Origin of the sequence: Granulicatella elegans ATCC 700633 (assembly GCF_000162475.2) — a bacterium.
Classification (GTDB): domain Bacteria; phylum Bacillota; class Bacilli; order Lactobacillales; family Aerococcaceae; genus Granulicatella; species Granulicatella elegans.
Genome location: NZ_KI391971.1, coordinates 1405398 through 1421983, shown reverse-complemented (window position 1 = coordinate 1421983; position 16586 = coordinate 1405398). Strand labels below are relative to the sequence as shown.

Sequence of the window (16586 nt, the reverse complement as noted above, 5' to 3'; positions counted from 1 at the left end):
ATGGACTTTGTGGGAGGTAGAACCGTTAAAACCACACAATAGGAGGAAATTATACAATGGCAAAGAAAAGCAAAAAATATTTAGAAGCCGCTAAAAAAATCGATTCTTCAAAAGCTTACTCAGTTCAAGAAGCAATCGCATTAGCAAAAGAAACAGACTTCGCTAAATTTGATGCATCTGTAGAAGTTGCATATCGTTTAGGATTAGATCCAAAGAAAGCTGACCAACAATTACGTGGAGCAGTAGTTCTTCCAAACGGAACTGGTAAAACTCAACGTGTATTAGTATTCGCAAAAGGTGAAAAAGCTAAAGAAGCTGAAGCAGCTGGCGCAGACTACGTTGGTGATAGCGAATTAGCTCAAAAAATCCAAGGTGGATGGTTTGAGTTTGACGTTATCGTAGCTACACCTGACATGATGGGTGAAGTTGGTCGTTTAGGTCGTGTATTAGGACCTAAAGGTTTAATGCCAAACCCTAAAACAGGTACTGTTACAATGGACGTAACTAAAGCTGTTGAAGAAATCAAAGCTGGTAAAGTAACTTACCGTGTTGACAAAGCTGGTAACATCCACGTTCCAATCGGTAAAGTTTCATTCGAAAACGAAAAATTAGTAGAAAACTTCAAAACAATTCACGAAACATTATTACGTATCAAACCTGCTACAGTTAAAGGTCAATACGTACGTAACGTTGCTGTGACAACTACTTTTGGCCCTGGGGTTAAAGTAGACGTAGCTTCTCTATAATTTTAACAATAAGAAAAGAGTCGAGTTGTCTCGGCTCTTTTTTGTGTATATAAAAAGGACTTCGTAGAATAGTAGCTGAAGACGGCAGCAGCCTCGCCGAGCGAGTCTCATAGCTGAATGCTACTATGGGAAGTCCTTTTTATTTTTTGCACTAATCTTCTCTTAATGGATGAGTCATGCGGTAACTTTTTTCTAGATTTTGGAAATGACGATGTTCTTCTTTTTGAAGTAAAGCAAGATATAAAATATCAATTAAGAAAAATGAATCATTTCGGCTAGTAATCGCAGATGAACGAATAGTATTTTCATGTCTTGGAATTTTTAGTTGATACGTGCTTAAAGAGTCTAGTTGCTGGTTACCAATTCCTGTAATCGATAAAGTTGGAATGGATAATTCTTTTGCGATTTTAAAAGCAGTAATAACTTCCTTTGTATTAGAAGAATAACTAATTCCAATAATAAAATCTTGGTTTGTTGCGCCACTTAGACTTGCTAGTTGAATATGAGAATCTGTATGGTAAATGATATTTTTGCCGATTCTACTCAATTTGAAATATAAGTCGTTACAAACCATTCCTGAAGCTCCCACTCCAAACATATAAATTCTTCTTGCGGAATGGATTTGTTGAACAATCGTTTCTAGTAATTCATCATTGAGAAGTTCTAATGTCATTTCATAAGAACGTGTAATTGTATGAAATAATTTAGACTGAATCGTTTTAATAGTATCGTTACTATCCAATTGTGCATCGATAGGTTGGGCATTTTGTTGAGCGAGAACTACTTTGAAGCGAGAGTAGGATGCATAGCCAATTTTTTTAATGTATTTACTAATTGATGAAGATGAAACGCCGATAAGATTTGCTAAGTCATGAATACTCGAAGACAGGACAGTAGAAATATTTTGTTCGATATAGTTAGCAATTTTTTTGTCGGTATCTGTTAAAAAGTCTTTCATCGTGTTTGAGCCTCCTTTGGAAATTTTATTTCTAAATTTATTATACTATATTGAAATAAAAATTACAAAAGTGTATAATGAAATCAGATAAAGCGATTACAAATCATCTGAGAATGAAATAGGGATGGAGGTGAAAGTGTGGAAAATATTTCAAAATTAATGACAGAACAGTCAAATGTAAGAAGTAATAATATAGAAACACAATCTGTAAAAGATATTTTAATGTATATGAATGATGAAAATCAGATGATTACAAATGCTATCGAAAAATGTATTCCTTCTATTGAGCAAGTAACAAACGCAGTTATTGAAAGTTTCGAGAGAGGTGGACGACTTATTTATATCGGAGCGGGTACTTCTGGAAGACTAGGAGTATTAGATGCTAGTGAGTGTCCTCCAACGTTTGGAGTTTCTCCGGAAATGGTCGTTGGATTAATTGCCGGTGGAGATACAGCGTTGAGAAATGCTATTGAAGGAGCAGAAGATGATGAAGAGTTAGCTCAAAAACAATTAGAAGCAATTCGTCTTTCGTCAAAAGATGTTGTAATTGGAATTAGTGCAAGTGGCAGAACCCCTTATGTAGTTTCTGGATTAATTTATGCCAGTCAAAAAGGTTGTTTTACCGGAGCAATTTCTAATTCTCCTCAATCGAAAATTAGTCAAGCTGCTACAGTAGGGATTGAAGCGATTACTGGTCCAGAAGTTGTGACAGGATCAACGAGAATGAAGGCGGGGACTGCTCAAAAAATAATACTCAATATGATTACAACAACATCAATGATTCGTATTGGTAAAATTTTTAAAGGGTATATGGTCGATGTTCAGCCAACAAATCAGAAATTAAAACAACGAGCAGCTACTATTTTGGAAAAAGTAACAGGAATTAAAAAAGAAGAGGCTGTTCAGATGTTAGAAGCAACTGATTATGATTTAAAAGTGGCAATATTATCGCAAATACATGGAATTACACCTGAAGAATCCATAGACTTATTAAAAGAAAATCATATGAATATTGTAAAAGCGATGAAAAAATAAGGAGGTAATATTATGGAACCGAGAAAAATAGCAGAAGCAATTTTAAATAGTGTTGGGGATAAGGGGAATGTTTATAGCAATTCTACATGTATGACCCGCCTTCGTTTAATGGTATCAGATACATCAAAAATTGATTTAGCCTCATTGAGAAATATTGAAGGAGTTTTAGGTGTAGTAGAAAGAGATGAAGGTGTACAAATTGTTTTAGGGCCTGGAAAGGTTACAGAAGTGGGAAGAGAATTTGCTGAGTTGACAGGTATTGCTTTAGGAAGCGTGGATGAAGTGAATGCTGAAGATTTAGCAAGAAAGAATAAAAAAGATAATAAAGCAGCTCACAATGGACCGGTTCAAAGATTTTTAGAACATATTGCTAATATTTTTGTTCCGCTATTACCAGGTATTATTGCAGCTGGTTTAATTAATGGGATTTCAAATGTTATTAATGTAACAACTGGAAATGCTTATAATTTTGAATGGTGGTATCAAGCTATTCGTACAATGGGATGGGGGTTGTTTGGCTTCTTACCTTTATATGTTGGATACAATGCCGCGAAAGAATTTAAAGGAACTCCTATTTTAGGGGCGATTGCAGGTTCTATGTCATTAGGTGTTTCTACAATGCCATTGTTATTAAAAACTGATACACAAAATGTTGTATTACCATTTACAGGAAAACCATTTAATCCAGGCGCTGGTGGTTTGTTAGCAGCTTTGATGATGGGGATTGTAGTAGCTTATTTAGAAAGATGGATTGATAAGAAAATGCCTCAAATGTTAAGAACTTTCTTAACACCATTATGTACTTTAATTATTGGAGCATTTATTTCAATCTTATTGATTCAACCTGCTGGTGCAGCTTTAACACAAGGAATTTATACTGTATTGAATTTTGTTTATGAGCAATTAGGTGTTGTAGGTGGATATATTTTAGCAGCAGGATTCTTGCCAATTGTATCTGTTGGATTACACCAAGCGTTAACACCGATTCATGTACTATTAAATGATCCAAATGGACCAAGTGCCGGAATTAACTACTTATTACCAATCTTAATGATGGCTGGTGGCGGCCAAGTTGGTGCAGGTTTAGCTTTATATTTGAAGACAAATAATAAAAAATTAAAACAATTAACAAGAGATTCATTACCTGTAGGTGTCTTAGGAATTGGTGAACCAATGATGTATGCTGTAACTCTTCCTTTAGGAAAACCATTTATCACAGCTTGTTTGGGTTCTGGTTTAGGCGGAGTTTTAGCTGTACTATTCCATTTAGGAACAGTATCTCAAGGGGTATCTGGATTGTTTGGAGCATTAATTATGGTTCCTGGCACACAAGTTCAATTTTTAATCGCTATGGTAGGAGCTTATGTAGGAGGATTCATCATGACTTGGCTATTTGGAGTAGATGAAGAAAGAATTAATGAAGTGTATGGAAAATAATCGAAACAAAATTTCATTTGGACGTTCGATTTATCCTAATTTAAATAGAGAAATTTTAAAAGATATTTTAGAGGAGATGAAAGCTGCGCGTCAGTGCGTAGCTTTTACTTCTTTTCAATTGCAAGAATTTCCTATGAGAATTGAACAAATGATGGAATTTATTGAATTAACAGTTTCTTATGGGGTAGATGTTATTCCTGATATTGCCCATAAAGATTTGATAAAAGAAAATATTTTAGCATTAAAAAAATCGGGATTGAAATATCTTCGCTTGGATGAATTTGGAGATGAATCTCTGGTTCAGAGATGTGGTCAAGCTTTTCAATTAGTTGTCAATGCTTCGACTTTCAAAGAAGAAATGCTTGTTTTACAAAAATTAGGACTAAACACTCAAATAATTGCATGTCATAATTATTATCCAAAAGAATATACAGGAATTTCTATTAATAAACTAGAGAAGATGAATGCGTATTTAAAAAGTTTTGGGGCTGAAATTTTATCGTTTATTCCTGGAGATGAACCGTATAGAGGGCCAATTCATCAAGGGCTACCTACTGTAGAAGAACATCGAAAATGTGATAAGCGTTTAGCAATTTGCGAATTAATGAATGCTCAGACAGATATGATTATTGTAGGAGATCCTTATGTAACTGAAGAAACTCAAAAAATCTTATCGGATTTCCAAAAAGGATTTGTAACATTAGAGGCGGTTGTTCCTGAGGAGTTAGAAGGAAATATTCTTTATGACAGACCAGATGCTAGTGATTATGTTTTTCGAGTGCTTGGAACAAGAGGGATGGAATTGTTAGCAGGCGAAGTTTCTGTAAGAAACAGACGTGTTGGAGAAATTAATCAAGCAAATGAGGCTTATGGACGATATCAAGGAGAAGTGGAAATAACAAAACAAGTTTTACCTCCAGATAAACGGCAAAATGTAGTAGGCCATATTTTAGAAAAAGAAGCTTTCTTACTGACGCAATTACCAGAAGGCTATGGAATTGTATTATCAAAAGTTTAAAATGAATCAGTTTAGACTAGTAATGGTTTAAACTGATTTTTTTATAGAAAGGATTTTTCTAATTGTAGCATTAGGACGCTAGCATCCTCGCTAAGCGAGTCTCATAGCTAAAAATTGAGCCTATGTTTACTGTGCTAGAATCTGTTGTGACAAATTCTAGCGCTCATACTACGGGGAAAATCCTTTCTATTTTTTTTAAGATACGTTAACAAGTGACTTCTTGAATAGTAGCTGAAAGACGATAGCAGCTTCGTTAGGAGAGTCACTTGAATAAATGCTACTATGAGAACTTTTTCCCATGCATTCTCATTGCCAATAAAGAACGTACATGTATATAATGACAATGCGAAAGATTGTGAAAGAGGGTGTGGAGATGTTTCGTGATGCGACTAGTATGGCGCAAGCTGTACGTGATAAACAAGTAAGTCCGTTGGAATTGGTGTTAGAAACGATTGAAAAGGCGGAACGATTGAATCCAAGATTAAATGCAATTGTTTCGACACGTTATGAAGAAGCAATAGAAGAAGCGAAGAAGTTTCAAGTGAATAATCAACCTTTTGCGGGAGTTCCTTTGTTTTTAAAAGACTTGGGGCAAGAGAAAAAAGGGACACCGTGTACCTATGGTTCTCGTTTATTTAAAGATTATATTTGTCATGAAACAAGTCATTTTGTGAAACGTCTAGAAGAACTTGGGTTTGTTATATTAGGAAGAACGAATACGCCAGAGTTTGGGTATAAAATGGTGAGTGATGCTCAGTTACATGGGCCTGTTCGTCATTTTTTAGATGAAACCGTAAATGCGGGGGGCTCTAGTGGTGGAGCTGCTGCGATTGTTGCTGCAGGGATTTCTCCAATGTCAGCTGCAAGTGATGGGGGCGGTTCAATTCGTGTACCTGCTAGCCATAATGGATTGATTGGGTTGAAGCCGACTCGTGGTCGTGTCCCGGTGGGACCTGGTTCTTATCGTGGGTGGAATGGAGCGACGGTTCAATTTGCTTTGACTAAGACGGTGAGAGATACTCGGAATTTGTTGTGGCATTTACAAACGTGCCAATTAGAAAGTCCATTTCCATTACCTTTGTTGCAAGAAGAAAATTTGTTTTCCCTTAAGCTGAATCGTCCATTGAAAGTGGGGATGTTATTAAAGCACCCGATTGGTGGAAAGGTTTCTAGTGAAGTGGAACAAGTTGTTCGCCAAATGGCGAAGAAATTTGAAGTGGATGGTCATGAAGTCAGTGAAATAGTAGAAGATCCGATTAATGGAATTGAACTTCAAAAAGGATTTTATCTCATTAGTGGGGCAGAGACCGTTGTCATGTTTCAAAAAATGGAGAAACAATTGCAACGTCCAATGACTCGTTTTGATATGGAATTGATGACATGGGTCATGTATCAAAGTGGTTTAATGGTGACGGGGGCTGATTATGCACGAGTTGCGGGTGATTGGGATCGTTATGCGGAAGCAATGATGCAACTTCATGATACGTATGATGTGTTGTTGCTACCGACGGTTGCCAATACTGCGCCAAAACAAGATGCGTATTCTTTAGATGCTGATTTAATCGAGAAGATGGAGCATATTCATGAATTATCACATGAAGAACGTCAAGAAATTGTGTGGAAGATGTTTGAGTCGAGTGTGGAAGATACTCCGTTTACACAACGGATGAATATTACAGGTCAAACAGCGATTAGTTTGCCAGTTGGTCACTCACAGGAAGGTATGCCAGTTGGAGTGCAATTAGTTGCAGCGAAAGGTAGAGAAGATTTATTACTAATGATTGCTGAACAGTGGGAACAAGATGAATTATGGAAGTTTTGATAAAGTTGAAAAAATTTCCAGCATATAGCCAGAAAAGTGATACAATAGAAGTATGTGTGGTTAAGGAAGGTGTTTAAAAATGAAAACAATAGATGCATTGTTTGAACCTTTTACTTTGAAGGGAAATATTGTATTAGAAAATCGTTTTGTATTATCTCCAATGGTGACGAATTCTTCAACGGAAGAAGGGCATATTACGCAAGATGATTTATTATATGCAAAGAGACGCGCTGGTTCTGCTGCTTTACAAATTACAGGGGCAGCGTACGTTAATAAACAAGGGCAACTATTTGAATTTGGATTTAGTGCGATGGATGAATCTGCTATTCCAGGATTAAAGAAATTAGCTCAGGAAATGAAATCTCAAGGAGCGACAGCTATTTTACAATTAACCCATGCAGGACGTTTTGCCAGTCATGCATTGAATCGAGATAAAACAGTTGTAGGGCCTAGTGCGATGAAATTACAATCGCCATTTCCTCACGAAGTGCATGAGATGACGATTGAAGAAATTCATCAAGTAATTGAAGATTATCGTCGTGCTACTAAAATTGCAATTGAAGCCGGATTTGATGGAGTGGAAATTTCTTCTGCTCAACGATTGTTAATTCAAACATTCTTCTCTACTTTTTCAAATGAGAGAACAGATGAATATGGATCACAATCTTTAGAAAATCGTTCTCGTATTGGGATAGAAGTGTTAAAAGTTGTTCAAGAAACCATTGGGCAATATGCTGGGGAGAATTTTATTTTAGGTTTTAGAGCAACTCCAGAAGAAACTAGAGGGAATCAAATTGGCTATAGTATCGATGAGTTTTTAGAATTTTTCCATCAAGCTCTAACCATTGCTTCGATTGATTATTTAGCGATTGCGAGTTGGGGGCATGATGTATTTCGAAATAAAATTCGCGCAAAAGGTCCTCATCAAGGTGAATTAGTGAATGCTGTGATTTATAAAGCGTTAAAAGGAAAAGTAGCGGTGATTGCTTCAGGTGGCATTAATAGTCAAGAAAAGGCATTAGAAGCATTAGAACATGCTGATCTTGTTGGATTATCGACTCCATTTATTACAGATCCTGAATTTGCTGAAAAAATTAAAGAAGGTAAATCAGAAGAAATTCAATTATCGATTAAACCGGAGAATTTAGAAGAGTTAGCGATTCCTCAAGCTGCGTTTAAAGATATTGTGCCGTTAATGGATTTTGGAGAGTCGCTTCATAAAGATGCTAGAGATTTCTTTAGAAGTTTGGAAGTTAACTATAAGGAGAGAGCTGTCGATGAAAATTAGTGTATTAGATTATGGCGTTGTTGATTTTGGAAAAACAAATGAAGAAGCCATTCAAGAGACGATTCAATTAGCTAAAAAGGCAGAAGAATTAGGTTATGAACGTTTTTGGGTAGCAGAACACCATCAAGTAAAAGCTTTATCGATCAGTGCACCTGAAGTGGTGATTCCAGCGATTGCTTCTCAAACAAAGAATATTCACGTTGGTTCAGGGGGGATTATGGGTTTGCATTATGCTCCTTATAAAGTAGCTGAAGTGATGCACTCATTAGAAGTGCTATTTCCGGGAAGAATTGATATCGGTCTAGGGAATTCAATAGGGACAAAATCTGTTTCAACGGCTTTGAAAAGTCATTATATTAAACCTCAGTTTGGGGAATGGGTAGCTGATGTACAGGAAATCATCCAAACAAATGAAGCTGTTCCTTATACAAAGAGAGTTCCGGAACAATTTTTATTAGGGATGGGCGGTGAATCCGTTCATATTGCTGCAAAAAATGGCTTAGGATTTGTTTATGGCGTTTTCCCTTATATTCCACAAGAGCCTCTTGTGTTAGCGAAAGAATTATCAACAGCATATCGTAAAGAATTTCAATCCGTAAATGAGTCAGATTCTTGCTTTATTTTAGCAGTTTTTGTCGTGATTGCAGATACTGAGGAAAAAGCCGAAGAGATGGCTCAAGCATTAGATTTATGGATGTTAGGAAAACAAGATTTTAGTGAATTTGAAACATTCCCAACTAAAAAAGAGGTTGAAACAAGAGAAGTAACTCCAGCAGAAAGAAAAACAATCGAAGGCAATCGTCAACGGTTAATTGTTGGAGATTCACGGGCAGTAAAAGCGCAACTGGATGAATTATGCCAAGTTTGTAATCCGGATGAATTATTAATGATTCCACTAGTTGGAGGATTTGAAAATCGGAAACGTGCGTTAGAATTATTCGCACAATTGTATTAGTAGAAAGGATGAATAAGATGAGAAAATTTGCAAATTTTTTATGGATTGATAAAGAAGGAGACCGTTATACGATTCGTATGACACCAGAGTTACAAGATGATGTGGGTACAATTGGTTTTGTTCAATTTAGCCAAGATGAAGTGTTAGAAGCAGAAGAAGAAATCGTTAGTATTGAAGCTTCAAAAACAGTGATGTCTATTGTGACTCCAATTGGAGGAAAAGTAGTAGCATATAATAAAGCTGCAGTAGAGGAACCAACATTGTTAAACTCAGAAAAACCAGAAGAACATTGGTTAGTCGTATTAACAGATGTTGATGAAGCGCAATTTATGGCATTAGAAGATGAATAAAGACACACAAGTTAATCGATTACAGCAAATGATTGCTTTTTTAATGGAGGAAAAAGGCGAAGTTGTTCCAGATTTCTCTAGGAAATCAGAAAAAGATTTAGAAGAAATTTGGCGAGGGTTGGTTAATATTCGCCCGGCTAGTCCAGCGGATATTCGTTATTTAGAATTGGAAGAGGCGTATTTAAAGCAATACCATACGGGGGCAATTGTTGGATTGGAAAGTTGCCAAGATACCAATGAAGAGAGAGTAAAATTATATCATGGAGACTTATGTCATTTAGAAGTGGATGCAATTGTAAATGCGGCGAATAGTGATTTGTTAGGATGTTTTATTCCAAATCATCGTTGTATTGATAATGCCATTCATACGTTTGCAGGGGTCAAGTTAAGAGAATGTTGTCATCAAATTCAATTGGGACAAGGAAAAAAAGAGCCTGTTGGATCTGTAAAGGTGACACCGAGTTTTCATTTGCCATGTGAGTATGTTTTTCATACAGTGGGACCGTTTATTCCAAGTGGAAAGCCCGTTACGCCTATTCGGAAACAATTATTAGAGAAATGTTATATGAGTTGTTTGAAGCAAGCGGAAGAAATGAAGCTAGAAAGTATTGCTTTTTGTGGGATTTCAACAGGACAATTTGGTTTTCCGGTAGAAGATGCTGCACAAATTGCAGTTTCGGTTGTAAAAGACTGGGTTAAGCAACATGTCTTTCCAGAAACGGTTATTTTATCGACATATATAAATGAAGAACAAATGGCTTATAGAAAATTATTACAATTATCATAGAAGGGAGGAAAAGTAGTGGAGTGGATTACACCGATACAAAAGATGGAAAGTCAGGTGCAACAATTAAAAAGTTTGTTTGAAGAAGCGGATGCTATTGTTGTAGGAATTGGAGCAGGAATGTCTGCTGCGGATGGCTTTACTTATATTGGGGAACGTTTTGAGTCAGCTTTTCCAGATTTTATTGAAAAGTATCAATTATTAGATATGTTACAAGCAAGTTTATTTCAATTTGCCAGTTGGGAAGAGTACTGGTCTTTTCAAAGTCGTTTTATTGCACTGAATTACTTAGATCAACCAGTGGGAGCTGCTTATGTTGAGTTGAAAGAAATGCTTGAAACAAAACCGTACCATATTATTACTACGAATGCTGATAATGCCTTTGAAGTAGCAGGATTTGATATGGAGAAAGTATTTCATATTCAAGGAGAATACGGACTGTTACAATGTAGCCAACATTGTCATCCGAAAACTTATCGAAAAGATGAGTTGATTCGTGAAATGATTGCAAGGCAAAAAGATATGAAAGTCCCGTATGAATTAATTCCGTTTTGTCCAGAATGTGGCGCACCATTAGAGATTAATAAGCGTAATGCTGAAAAAGGGATGGTTGAGTCTGCAGATTTCTTTGAACAAAAAGCTCATTATGATTCCTTTTTAAAACAATATGAGACAGGAAAAGTAGTCTATTTAGAAATCGGAATTGGATTTACAACACCACAATTTATTAAAACACCATTCCAGAAGAAAGTTACAGAAAATCCAAATGCGGTTTATGTAAGTATGAACCATAAACATTATCGAGTGCCTTTAGCCATTCGAAATCGCACCCTACTATTATCGGAAAATATTGCAATATTAATACACGAAACACATCAATTATTAAAGGAAGAAGGAAAGCTTTATGTATTTGATTGAACCAATTAGAAATGGAAAGTATGTTACAGATGGAGCGGTAGCTCTTGCGATGCAAGTATATGTCCAACAAAATGTATTTTTAGATGATGATATTTTATTTCCATATTACTGTGATCCGAAAGTGGAAATTGGAAAATTCCAAAATACAGTTGCAGAAGTGAATGAACAATATTTAAAAGAACATAATATTCAAGTCGTTAGAAGAGATACGGGTGGTGGTGCCGTATATGTAGATTCAGGTGCTGTTAATGTTTGTTATTTAATTCAAGATAATGGAGTGTTTGGAGATTTCAAGAGAACATATGCTCCGGCGATTCAAGCGCTGCATGAGTTAGGGGCAACTGGAGTAGAACAAACTGGTCGAAATGACTTAACTATTGATGGGAAGAAAGTTTCTGGAGCTGCAATGACGATTAGTAATGGACGTGTTTATGGAGGCTATTCTTTACTATTAGATGTGGATTATGATGCAATGGAAAAAGTTTTGAATCCAAATAAAAAGAAATTACAATCTAAAGGGATTCAATCTACAAGAGCAAGAGTGGGTTCGATTCGTCCAAATTTAGCACCAGAATATCAAGAAATTACCATTGATGAATTTAAAAACTTAATGACTTGCAAGTTGTTAGGAATTGATTCAATGGATGAAGCGAAACATTATGTATTAACGGAAGAAGATTGGAAAGCCATTGATGAATTGACAACTAAAAAGTATAAAAATTGGGATTGGAATTATGGAGAATCTCCACAATATAGCGACTATCGTGATGGAAGATTTAAAGCAGGAACAATTCAAGTATACTTAGAAGTAGAACAAGGAAGAGTTACAAAATGTAGTATTCGTGGAGATTTCTTCTCTAAACGAGAAATTCAAGATGTAGAAACTCAATTAATAGGCGTTCGTATGGTTGAAGAAGATATTAAAGCTGTGTTAGATACATTTGAGTTAACAGAATATTTTGGAGCCGTAACTTCTGAAGAACTTACAAAACTCATCTTAGGTGAGTAAGTAAAAAATATTCAAAATTGCAAAAAAATAGTTGACAAGGGCTTTTTGTTCCTGTAAACTATTTTCTAGTTGAATGCGACCGAAGACAGTAGGGGGCGTTAGCCTTAATATCCTACCGAGGGAGAACAAGTTGATCTTATTTCTCTATGTCTTTGTGGGCATAGAGTTTTTTTATGCCCTACCTAAAATTCAGGAGGTGAAACACGAAGATGAGTGAAGCAATTATTGCTAAAAAAGCGCAACAAGTTTCTGAAGTTGCTGAACAATTCAAAAACGCAACATCTGTTGTAGTTGTGGATTATTTAGGAATTACAGTAGAACAAGCAACAAACTTACGTACAGAATTACGTAACGCAGGTGTACAATTTGCAGTTGTAAAAAACAGCATCTTATCACGTGCAGCTAAAGAAGCTGGTTTAGAAGGAATGGATGACATTTTCAAAGGACCATCAGCTGTAGCTTTCAGTAACGATGACGTAGTAGCTCCTGCTAAAATCTTAGCTGACTTTGCTAAAAAAGTTGAAGCTTTAGAAATTAAAGCAGGTGTAATCGAAGGTAAAGTTTCTTCTAAAGAAGAAATCGAAGCTCTTGCAAAATTACCAAACCGCGAAGGCTTACTATCAATGCTATTATCAGTATTACAAGCACCAGTTCGCAACACTGCATTGGCATTCAAAGCCGTTGCAGATCAAAAAGATGGCGCAGCTGCTTAAAGCTAGCTAGCTAATCAAAAAAATAATAAAAATTAATTAACCAAAATGGAGGAATTTTAAAATGGCATTAAACATTGAACAAATCATTGCTGACATTAAAGAAGCAACTGTATTAGAATTAAACGACTTAGTAAAAGCAATCGAAGAAGAATTTGGCGTAACAGCAGCAGCTCCTGTAGCTGTAGTAGCTGGTGGCGCTGGTGAAGCTGCTGAAGAAAAATCAGACTTCGATGTAGAATTAACATCTGCAGGCGACAACAAAATTAAAGTAATTAAAGTTGTTCGTGAAGCTACTGGTTTAGGATTAAAAGAAGCTAAAGCTTTAGTTGATGGCGCACCTGGAATCTTAAAAGAAGGCGTTGCTAAAGAAGAAGCAGAAGCATTAAAAGCTCAATTAGAAGAAGTTGGAGCTTCTGTAACATTAAAATAATTTTTAATGACTATTTAGAGGTCGGACAATTATGTCCGGCCTTTTTTATTACCTAAAAATGAATATTTTTAGCGTATATAAACTTTATTGTTCGTTTTTAATCGAAATATCATAATTAAAACTATTGATTTTATGAGTTAGTAGTATTAAAATACAGATATTCCGAGTTGGTAAGAACTGGAACGTATGCTTTTTGATTCGGTAAAGTGTTGTGAGGAAGTAAGAAAACTATTGGATTAGTAGGAGGACTTATGAAATTACTAGAAGAACGCATTTTGAAAGATGGCCATGTTTTAGGTGAAAACATCCTTAAAGTGGATTCCTTTTTAACTCACCAAGTGGATATTCGTCTGATGCATAAAATTGGAGAAGTTTTCGCAGAAAAATTTGCGAATGCGGGAATTACAAAAGTTGTAACGATTGAAGCGTCCGGTATTGCTCCAGCGATTTATGTAGCTGATAAACTAGATGTTCCAATGATTTTTGCAAAGAAATCTAAAAATATTACGATGAATGAAGGAGTATTAACTGCAGAAGTGTATTCCTTTACTAAAAAAGTAAGTAATACGGTATCTATTGCAGGTAAATATCTGTCTAATGAAGATAAAGTGCTCATCATTGACGATTTCTTAGCCAATGGGCAAGCTGCTAAAGGTTTGATTGAAATTATCGAACAAGCTGGTGCCAAAGTAGAAGCAGTAGGAATTGTCATTGAAAAATCATTCCAAGATGGTCGTGGATTGATAGAAGAAGCTGGATATCCAGTGTTATCTTTAGCTCGTATTGAACGTTTTGAAAATGGGAATGTTATTTTTAAGGAGGCAGACTTATAATGCAACAACAAAAACACTCGCAAGCAGCAGTTTTAGGGTTACAACATTTATTAGCAATGTATTCAGGTTCTATTCTTGTTCCTCTAATGATTGCTACAGCTTTGGGATATTCTAGTGAACAGTTAACGTATTTAATTTCTACAGATATTTTCATGTGTGGGATTGCTACATTGTTACAACTTCAATTAAACAAACACTTTGGTGTAGGTCTTCCAATTGTGTTAGGGGTAGCGTTTCAATCGGTGGCACCTTTAATTATAATCGGTAAGAGTCATGGTAGTGGAGCGATGTTTGGTGCTTTAATCGTTTCAGGGATTTATGTCATTTTAGTTTCAGGTATATTTTCTAAATTAGCGAACTATTTCCCTTCGATTGTGACGGGTTCTGTTATTACAACAATTGGATTAACATTAATACCAGTAGCGATTGGAAATATGGGAAATAATTCTCCAGAGCCAACGGCGCAAAGTTTATTACTTTCAATTATTACGGTTGTTATTATTCTTTTGATTAATATTTTTACAAAAGGATTTATCAAATCAATTTCGATTTTAATTGGGCTGATTGTTGGAACAGTTGTTGCAGCTAGTATGGGATTAGTTGATTTTGCACCGGTACAGCAAGCGTCTGTTCTTCATGTTCCGTCTGTATTTTATTTTGGAATGCCGACTTTTGAATTGTCATCTATTGCTATGATGTGTATTATTGCAACAGTTTCAATGGTTGAATCAACAGGTGTTTATATGGCTTTGTCAAATATTACAGGTGAAACAATTGATGCAACTCGCCTTCGTAATGGGCTTCGTGCTGAAGGGATGGCAGTGTTACTTGGTGGGTTATTTAATACATTTCCATACACAGGATTTTCTCAAAATGTGGGATTAGTAAAAATTTCTGGAGTAAAAAATCGTCTTCCAATCTACTATGCGGCAGTCTTTCTAATTATTTTAGGTTTATTACCAAAATTTGGCGCATTAGCTCAAATTATTCCAAGTCCTGTCATTGGTGGTGCGATGGTTGTAATGTTTGGTTTTGTATCTCTCCAAGGAATGCAAGTCTTGTCAACAGTAGATTTTGCTAATAATGAACATAATTTCTTAATTGCAGCTATTTCAATTAGTATGGGTGTTGGTTTTAATAATAGTAATTTATTTATTAGTATGCCGACTGCAGTTCAAATGTTCTTTTCAAATGGGATTGTAGTTGCCAGCGTAATGGCAATTTTCTTAAATACTGTTTTAAATCGAAAGAAAAATTAGAGAAACTTATTTTGAAATGTATGAGAGAAGGTCTTGAGGATCTTCTCTTTTTTGTATTTCAGGAAAAAAGAGATATAATAGTGAGTGCGATTGGAGGAAGATGCATGAAAGATTTACACTTTTATTTAGAATTAGAAGACAAGGAATGGAAAAGAATAGGTGAACAAAAGGTTCGACATTGTGCAAGAGCAATTGTTGTGGATGAACAGAATCGATTTTATTTTGTTCAAATTACTAGAGATGATTTATTCGGTCAGGGAACGTATATTGAAACTGCAGGTGGAGGTATAGAAGAAAGTGAAAATGCTGAAGAGGCAGTTTTACGAGAAGTTAAGGAAGAATTAGGCATCGAAAGTGAACTTCTATGTAAAATTGGAATCGTGAGTGACTATTATCACGCAGTGAATCGTCATAATATGAATCATTATTATTTATGTAAAATGAAGAATCGTGGAGAGCAAGAATTGCTAGATTATGAAAAAAATGATTTTCAAATGAAGGTATTAATGCTTGGATATGAAGAAGCGGTAAAATTGTATGAAAGTCAAACAGACAAAAAATTAGGAAGATTACTGACAAATCGTGAGTTGCCGATTTTAAAAGTAGCTAAACAATGGATAGATGAACACAAATAGGAGGGGGAAGATGGAATCGTCTTTTTATCATTTTAAGGCATTAACGCATATATTGAATGTGAATCAGATCCATGTGTCTTCTGGTGAATTCAAAATTTTATTAGAAGCTATACAAAAAGGTAATTTAAGTGAAGTGAAAGAGGGTCTATCCTCATTAGGGAAGATAGTTGCAAGAATTTTTGAGGTGGAACCGCTAAAGGCGCATCAATATTATTTTGTTGAATGGGAAAATCAAGCGGTAGCTGTTACAAGTAGTGCGGATTTGTTGGCAGAACTATTAAAGGCGTCTCCTGAACAACCAGAAATTCGAATTTGTACAGAGAAATAGAAGTTAAGTTTAATATGCAAATTTATCATCTAAAGGAAATGTTTTTCATAAAGAATTATCGTTTTCAA

At 35.5% G+C, this 16586-nt stretch carries 18 protein-coding genes and 1 other annotated feature; of the genes, 17 read left to right on the top strand and 1 reads right to left on the bottom strand.

Annotated features, from left to right (window positions below):
• Positions 1-56 precede the first annotated feature (56 nt).
• Positions 57-746, top strand: a complete 690-nt coding sequence (rplA, locus tag HMPREF0446_RS06775; RefSeq protein WP_006703243.1) for a 50S ribosomal protein L1 — start codon at positions 57-59, stop codon at positions 744-746.
• Between the two features lie 151 nt (positions 747-897).
• On the opposite strand, the gene HMPREF0446_RS06770 is transcribed toward rplA, so the two are convergent.
• Positions 898-1704 (bottom strand): MurR/RpiR family transcriptional regulator, encoded by an 807-nt coding sequence (locus HMPREF0446_RS06770; RefSeq protein ID WP_006703244.1) that lies wholly within the window; start codon positions 1702-1704, stop codon positions 898-900.
• A gap of 138 nt (positions 1705-1842) precedes the next feature.
• Between HMPREF0446_RS06770 and murQ the strand changes: the two genes are divergently transcribed.
• From murQ to HMPREF0446_RS06690, 16 genes are all read left to right on the top strand, one after another.
• The gene (gene murQ / locus HMPREF0446_RS06765; protein WP_006703245.1) at positions 1843-2739 is read left to right on the top strand and encodes an N-acetylmuramic acid 6-phosphate etherase; all 897 of its coding nucleotides are present in this window, start codon (positions 1843-1845) and stop codon (positions 2737-2739) included.
• A gap of 12 nt (positions 2740-2751) precedes the next feature.
• Positions 2752-4176 (top strand): PTS transporter subunit EIIC, encoded by a 1425-nt coding sequence (locus HMPREF0446_RS06760; protein WP_006703246.1) that lies wholly within the window; start codon positions 2752-2754, stop codon positions 4174-4176.
• Positions 4142-5194 (top strand): MupG family TIM beta-alpha barrel fold protein, encoded by a 1053-nt coding sequence (locus HMPREF0446_RS06755; RefSeq protein ID WP_006703247.1) that lies wholly within the window; start codon positions 4142-4144, stop codon positions 5192-5194. Before HMPREF0446_RS06760 ends, HMPREF0446_RS06755 begins: the two co-directional genes overlap by 35 nt.
• A gap of 373 nt (positions 5195-5567) precedes the next feature.
• Positions 5568-7016 carry an amidase gene (locus HMPREF0446_RS06750; protein WP_006703248.1) on the top strand — a complete coding sequence of 483 codons (1449 nt, stop codon included), beginning with the start codon at positions 5568-5570 and terminating at the stop codon, positions 7014-7016.
• A gap of 79 nt (positions 7017-7095) precedes the next feature.
• A complete protein-coding gene (locus tag HMPREF0446_RS06745) occupies positions 7096-8304 on the top strand; it encodes an NADH-dependent flavin oxidoreductase (protein WP_006703249.1) in 1209 nt (402 codons plus the stop codon).
• On the top strand, positions 8294-9259 hold the full coding sequence (locus HMPREF0446_RS06740; RefSeq protein WP_006703250.1) for an MsnO8 family LLM class oxidoreductase: 966 nt from the start codon (positions 8294-8296) through the stop codon (positions 9257-9259). Before HMPREF0446_RS06745 ends, HMPREF0446_RS06740 begins: the two co-directional genes overlap by 11 nt.
• Before the next feature lie 17 nt (positions 9260-9276).
• On the top strand, positions 9277-9609 hold the full coding sequence (locus HMPREF0446_RS06735) for a glycine cleavage system protein H (protein ID WP_006703251.1): 333 nt from the start codon (positions 9277-9279) through the stop codon (positions 9607-9609).
• Positions 9602-10396 (top strand): protein-ADP-ribose hydrolase, encoded by a 795-nt coding sequence (locus HMPREF0446_RS06730; RefSeq protein ID WP_006703252.1) that lies wholly within the window; start codon positions 9602-9604, stop codon positions 10394-10396. Before HMPREF0446_RS06735 ends, HMPREF0446_RS06730 begins: the two co-directional genes overlap by 8 nt.
• Before the next feature lie 42 nt (positions 10397-10438).
• Positions 10439-11311: an SIR2 family NAD-dependent protein deacylase gene (locus HMPREF0446_RS06725; RefSeq protein WP_006703253.1), complete on the top strand. Its 873-nt coding sequence runs from the start codon at positions 10439-10441 to the stop codon at positions 11309-11311.
• The gene (locus HMPREF0446_RS06720; RefSeq protein ID WP_006703254.1) at positions 11298-12320 is read left to right on the top strand and encodes a lipoate--protein ligase; all 1023 of its coding nucleotides are present in this window, start codon (positions 11298-11300) and stop codon (positions 12318-12320) included. Before HMPREF0446_RS06725 ends, HMPREF0446_RS06720 begins: the two co-directional genes overlap by 14 nt.
• 61 nt (positions 12321-12381) lie before the next feature.
• Positions 12382-12501, top strand: a sequence feature (ribosomal protein L10 leader region).
• 28 nt (positions 12502-12529) lie between these two features.
• Positions 12530-13033 carry a 50S ribosomal protein L10 gene (gene rplJ / locus HMPREF0446_RS06715; RefSeq protein ID WP_006703255.1) on the top strand — a complete coding sequence of 168 codons (504 nt, stop codon included), beginning with the start codon at positions 12530-12532 and terminating at the stop codon, positions 13031-13033.
• A gap of 61 nt (positions 13034-13094) precedes the next feature.
• Complete coding sequence (gene rplL, locus HMPREF0446_RS06710; protein WP_006703256.1) at positions 13095-13463, top strand: 50S ribosomal protein L7/L12; 369 nt, start codon at positions 13095-13097, stop codon at positions 13461-13463.
• Positions 13464-13714: 251 nt separating this feature from the next.
• Complete coding sequence (locus HMPREF0446_RS06705) at positions 13715-14296, top strand: xanthine phosphoribosyltransferase (protein ID WP_006703257.1); 582 nt, start codon at positions 13715-13717, stop codon at positions 14294-14296.
• Positions 14293-15555, top strand: a complete 1263-nt coding sequence (locus HMPREF0446_RS06700) for a nucleobase:cation symporter-2 family protein (protein ID WP_156902325.1) — start codon at positions 14293-14295, stop codon at positions 15553-15555. Before HMPREF0446_RS06705 ends, HMPREF0446_RS06700 begins: the two co-directional genes overlap by 4 nt.
• A gap of 104 nt (positions 15556-15659) precedes the next feature.
• Positions 15660-16190 carry an NUDIX domain-containing protein gene (locus tag HMPREF0446_RS06695; protein ID WP_006703259.1) on the top strand — a complete coding sequence of 177 codons (531 nt, stop codon included), beginning with the start codon at positions 15660-15662 and terminating at the stop codon, positions 16188-16190.
• A gap of 10 nt (positions 16191-16200) precedes the next feature.
• Positions 16201-16518 (top strand): hypothetical protein, encoded by a 318-nt coding sequence (locus tag HMPREF0446_RS06690; RefSeq protein ID WP_006703260.1) that lies wholly within the window; start codon positions 16201-16203, stop codon positions 16516-16518.
• Positions 16519-16586: the final 68 nt, after the last annotated feature.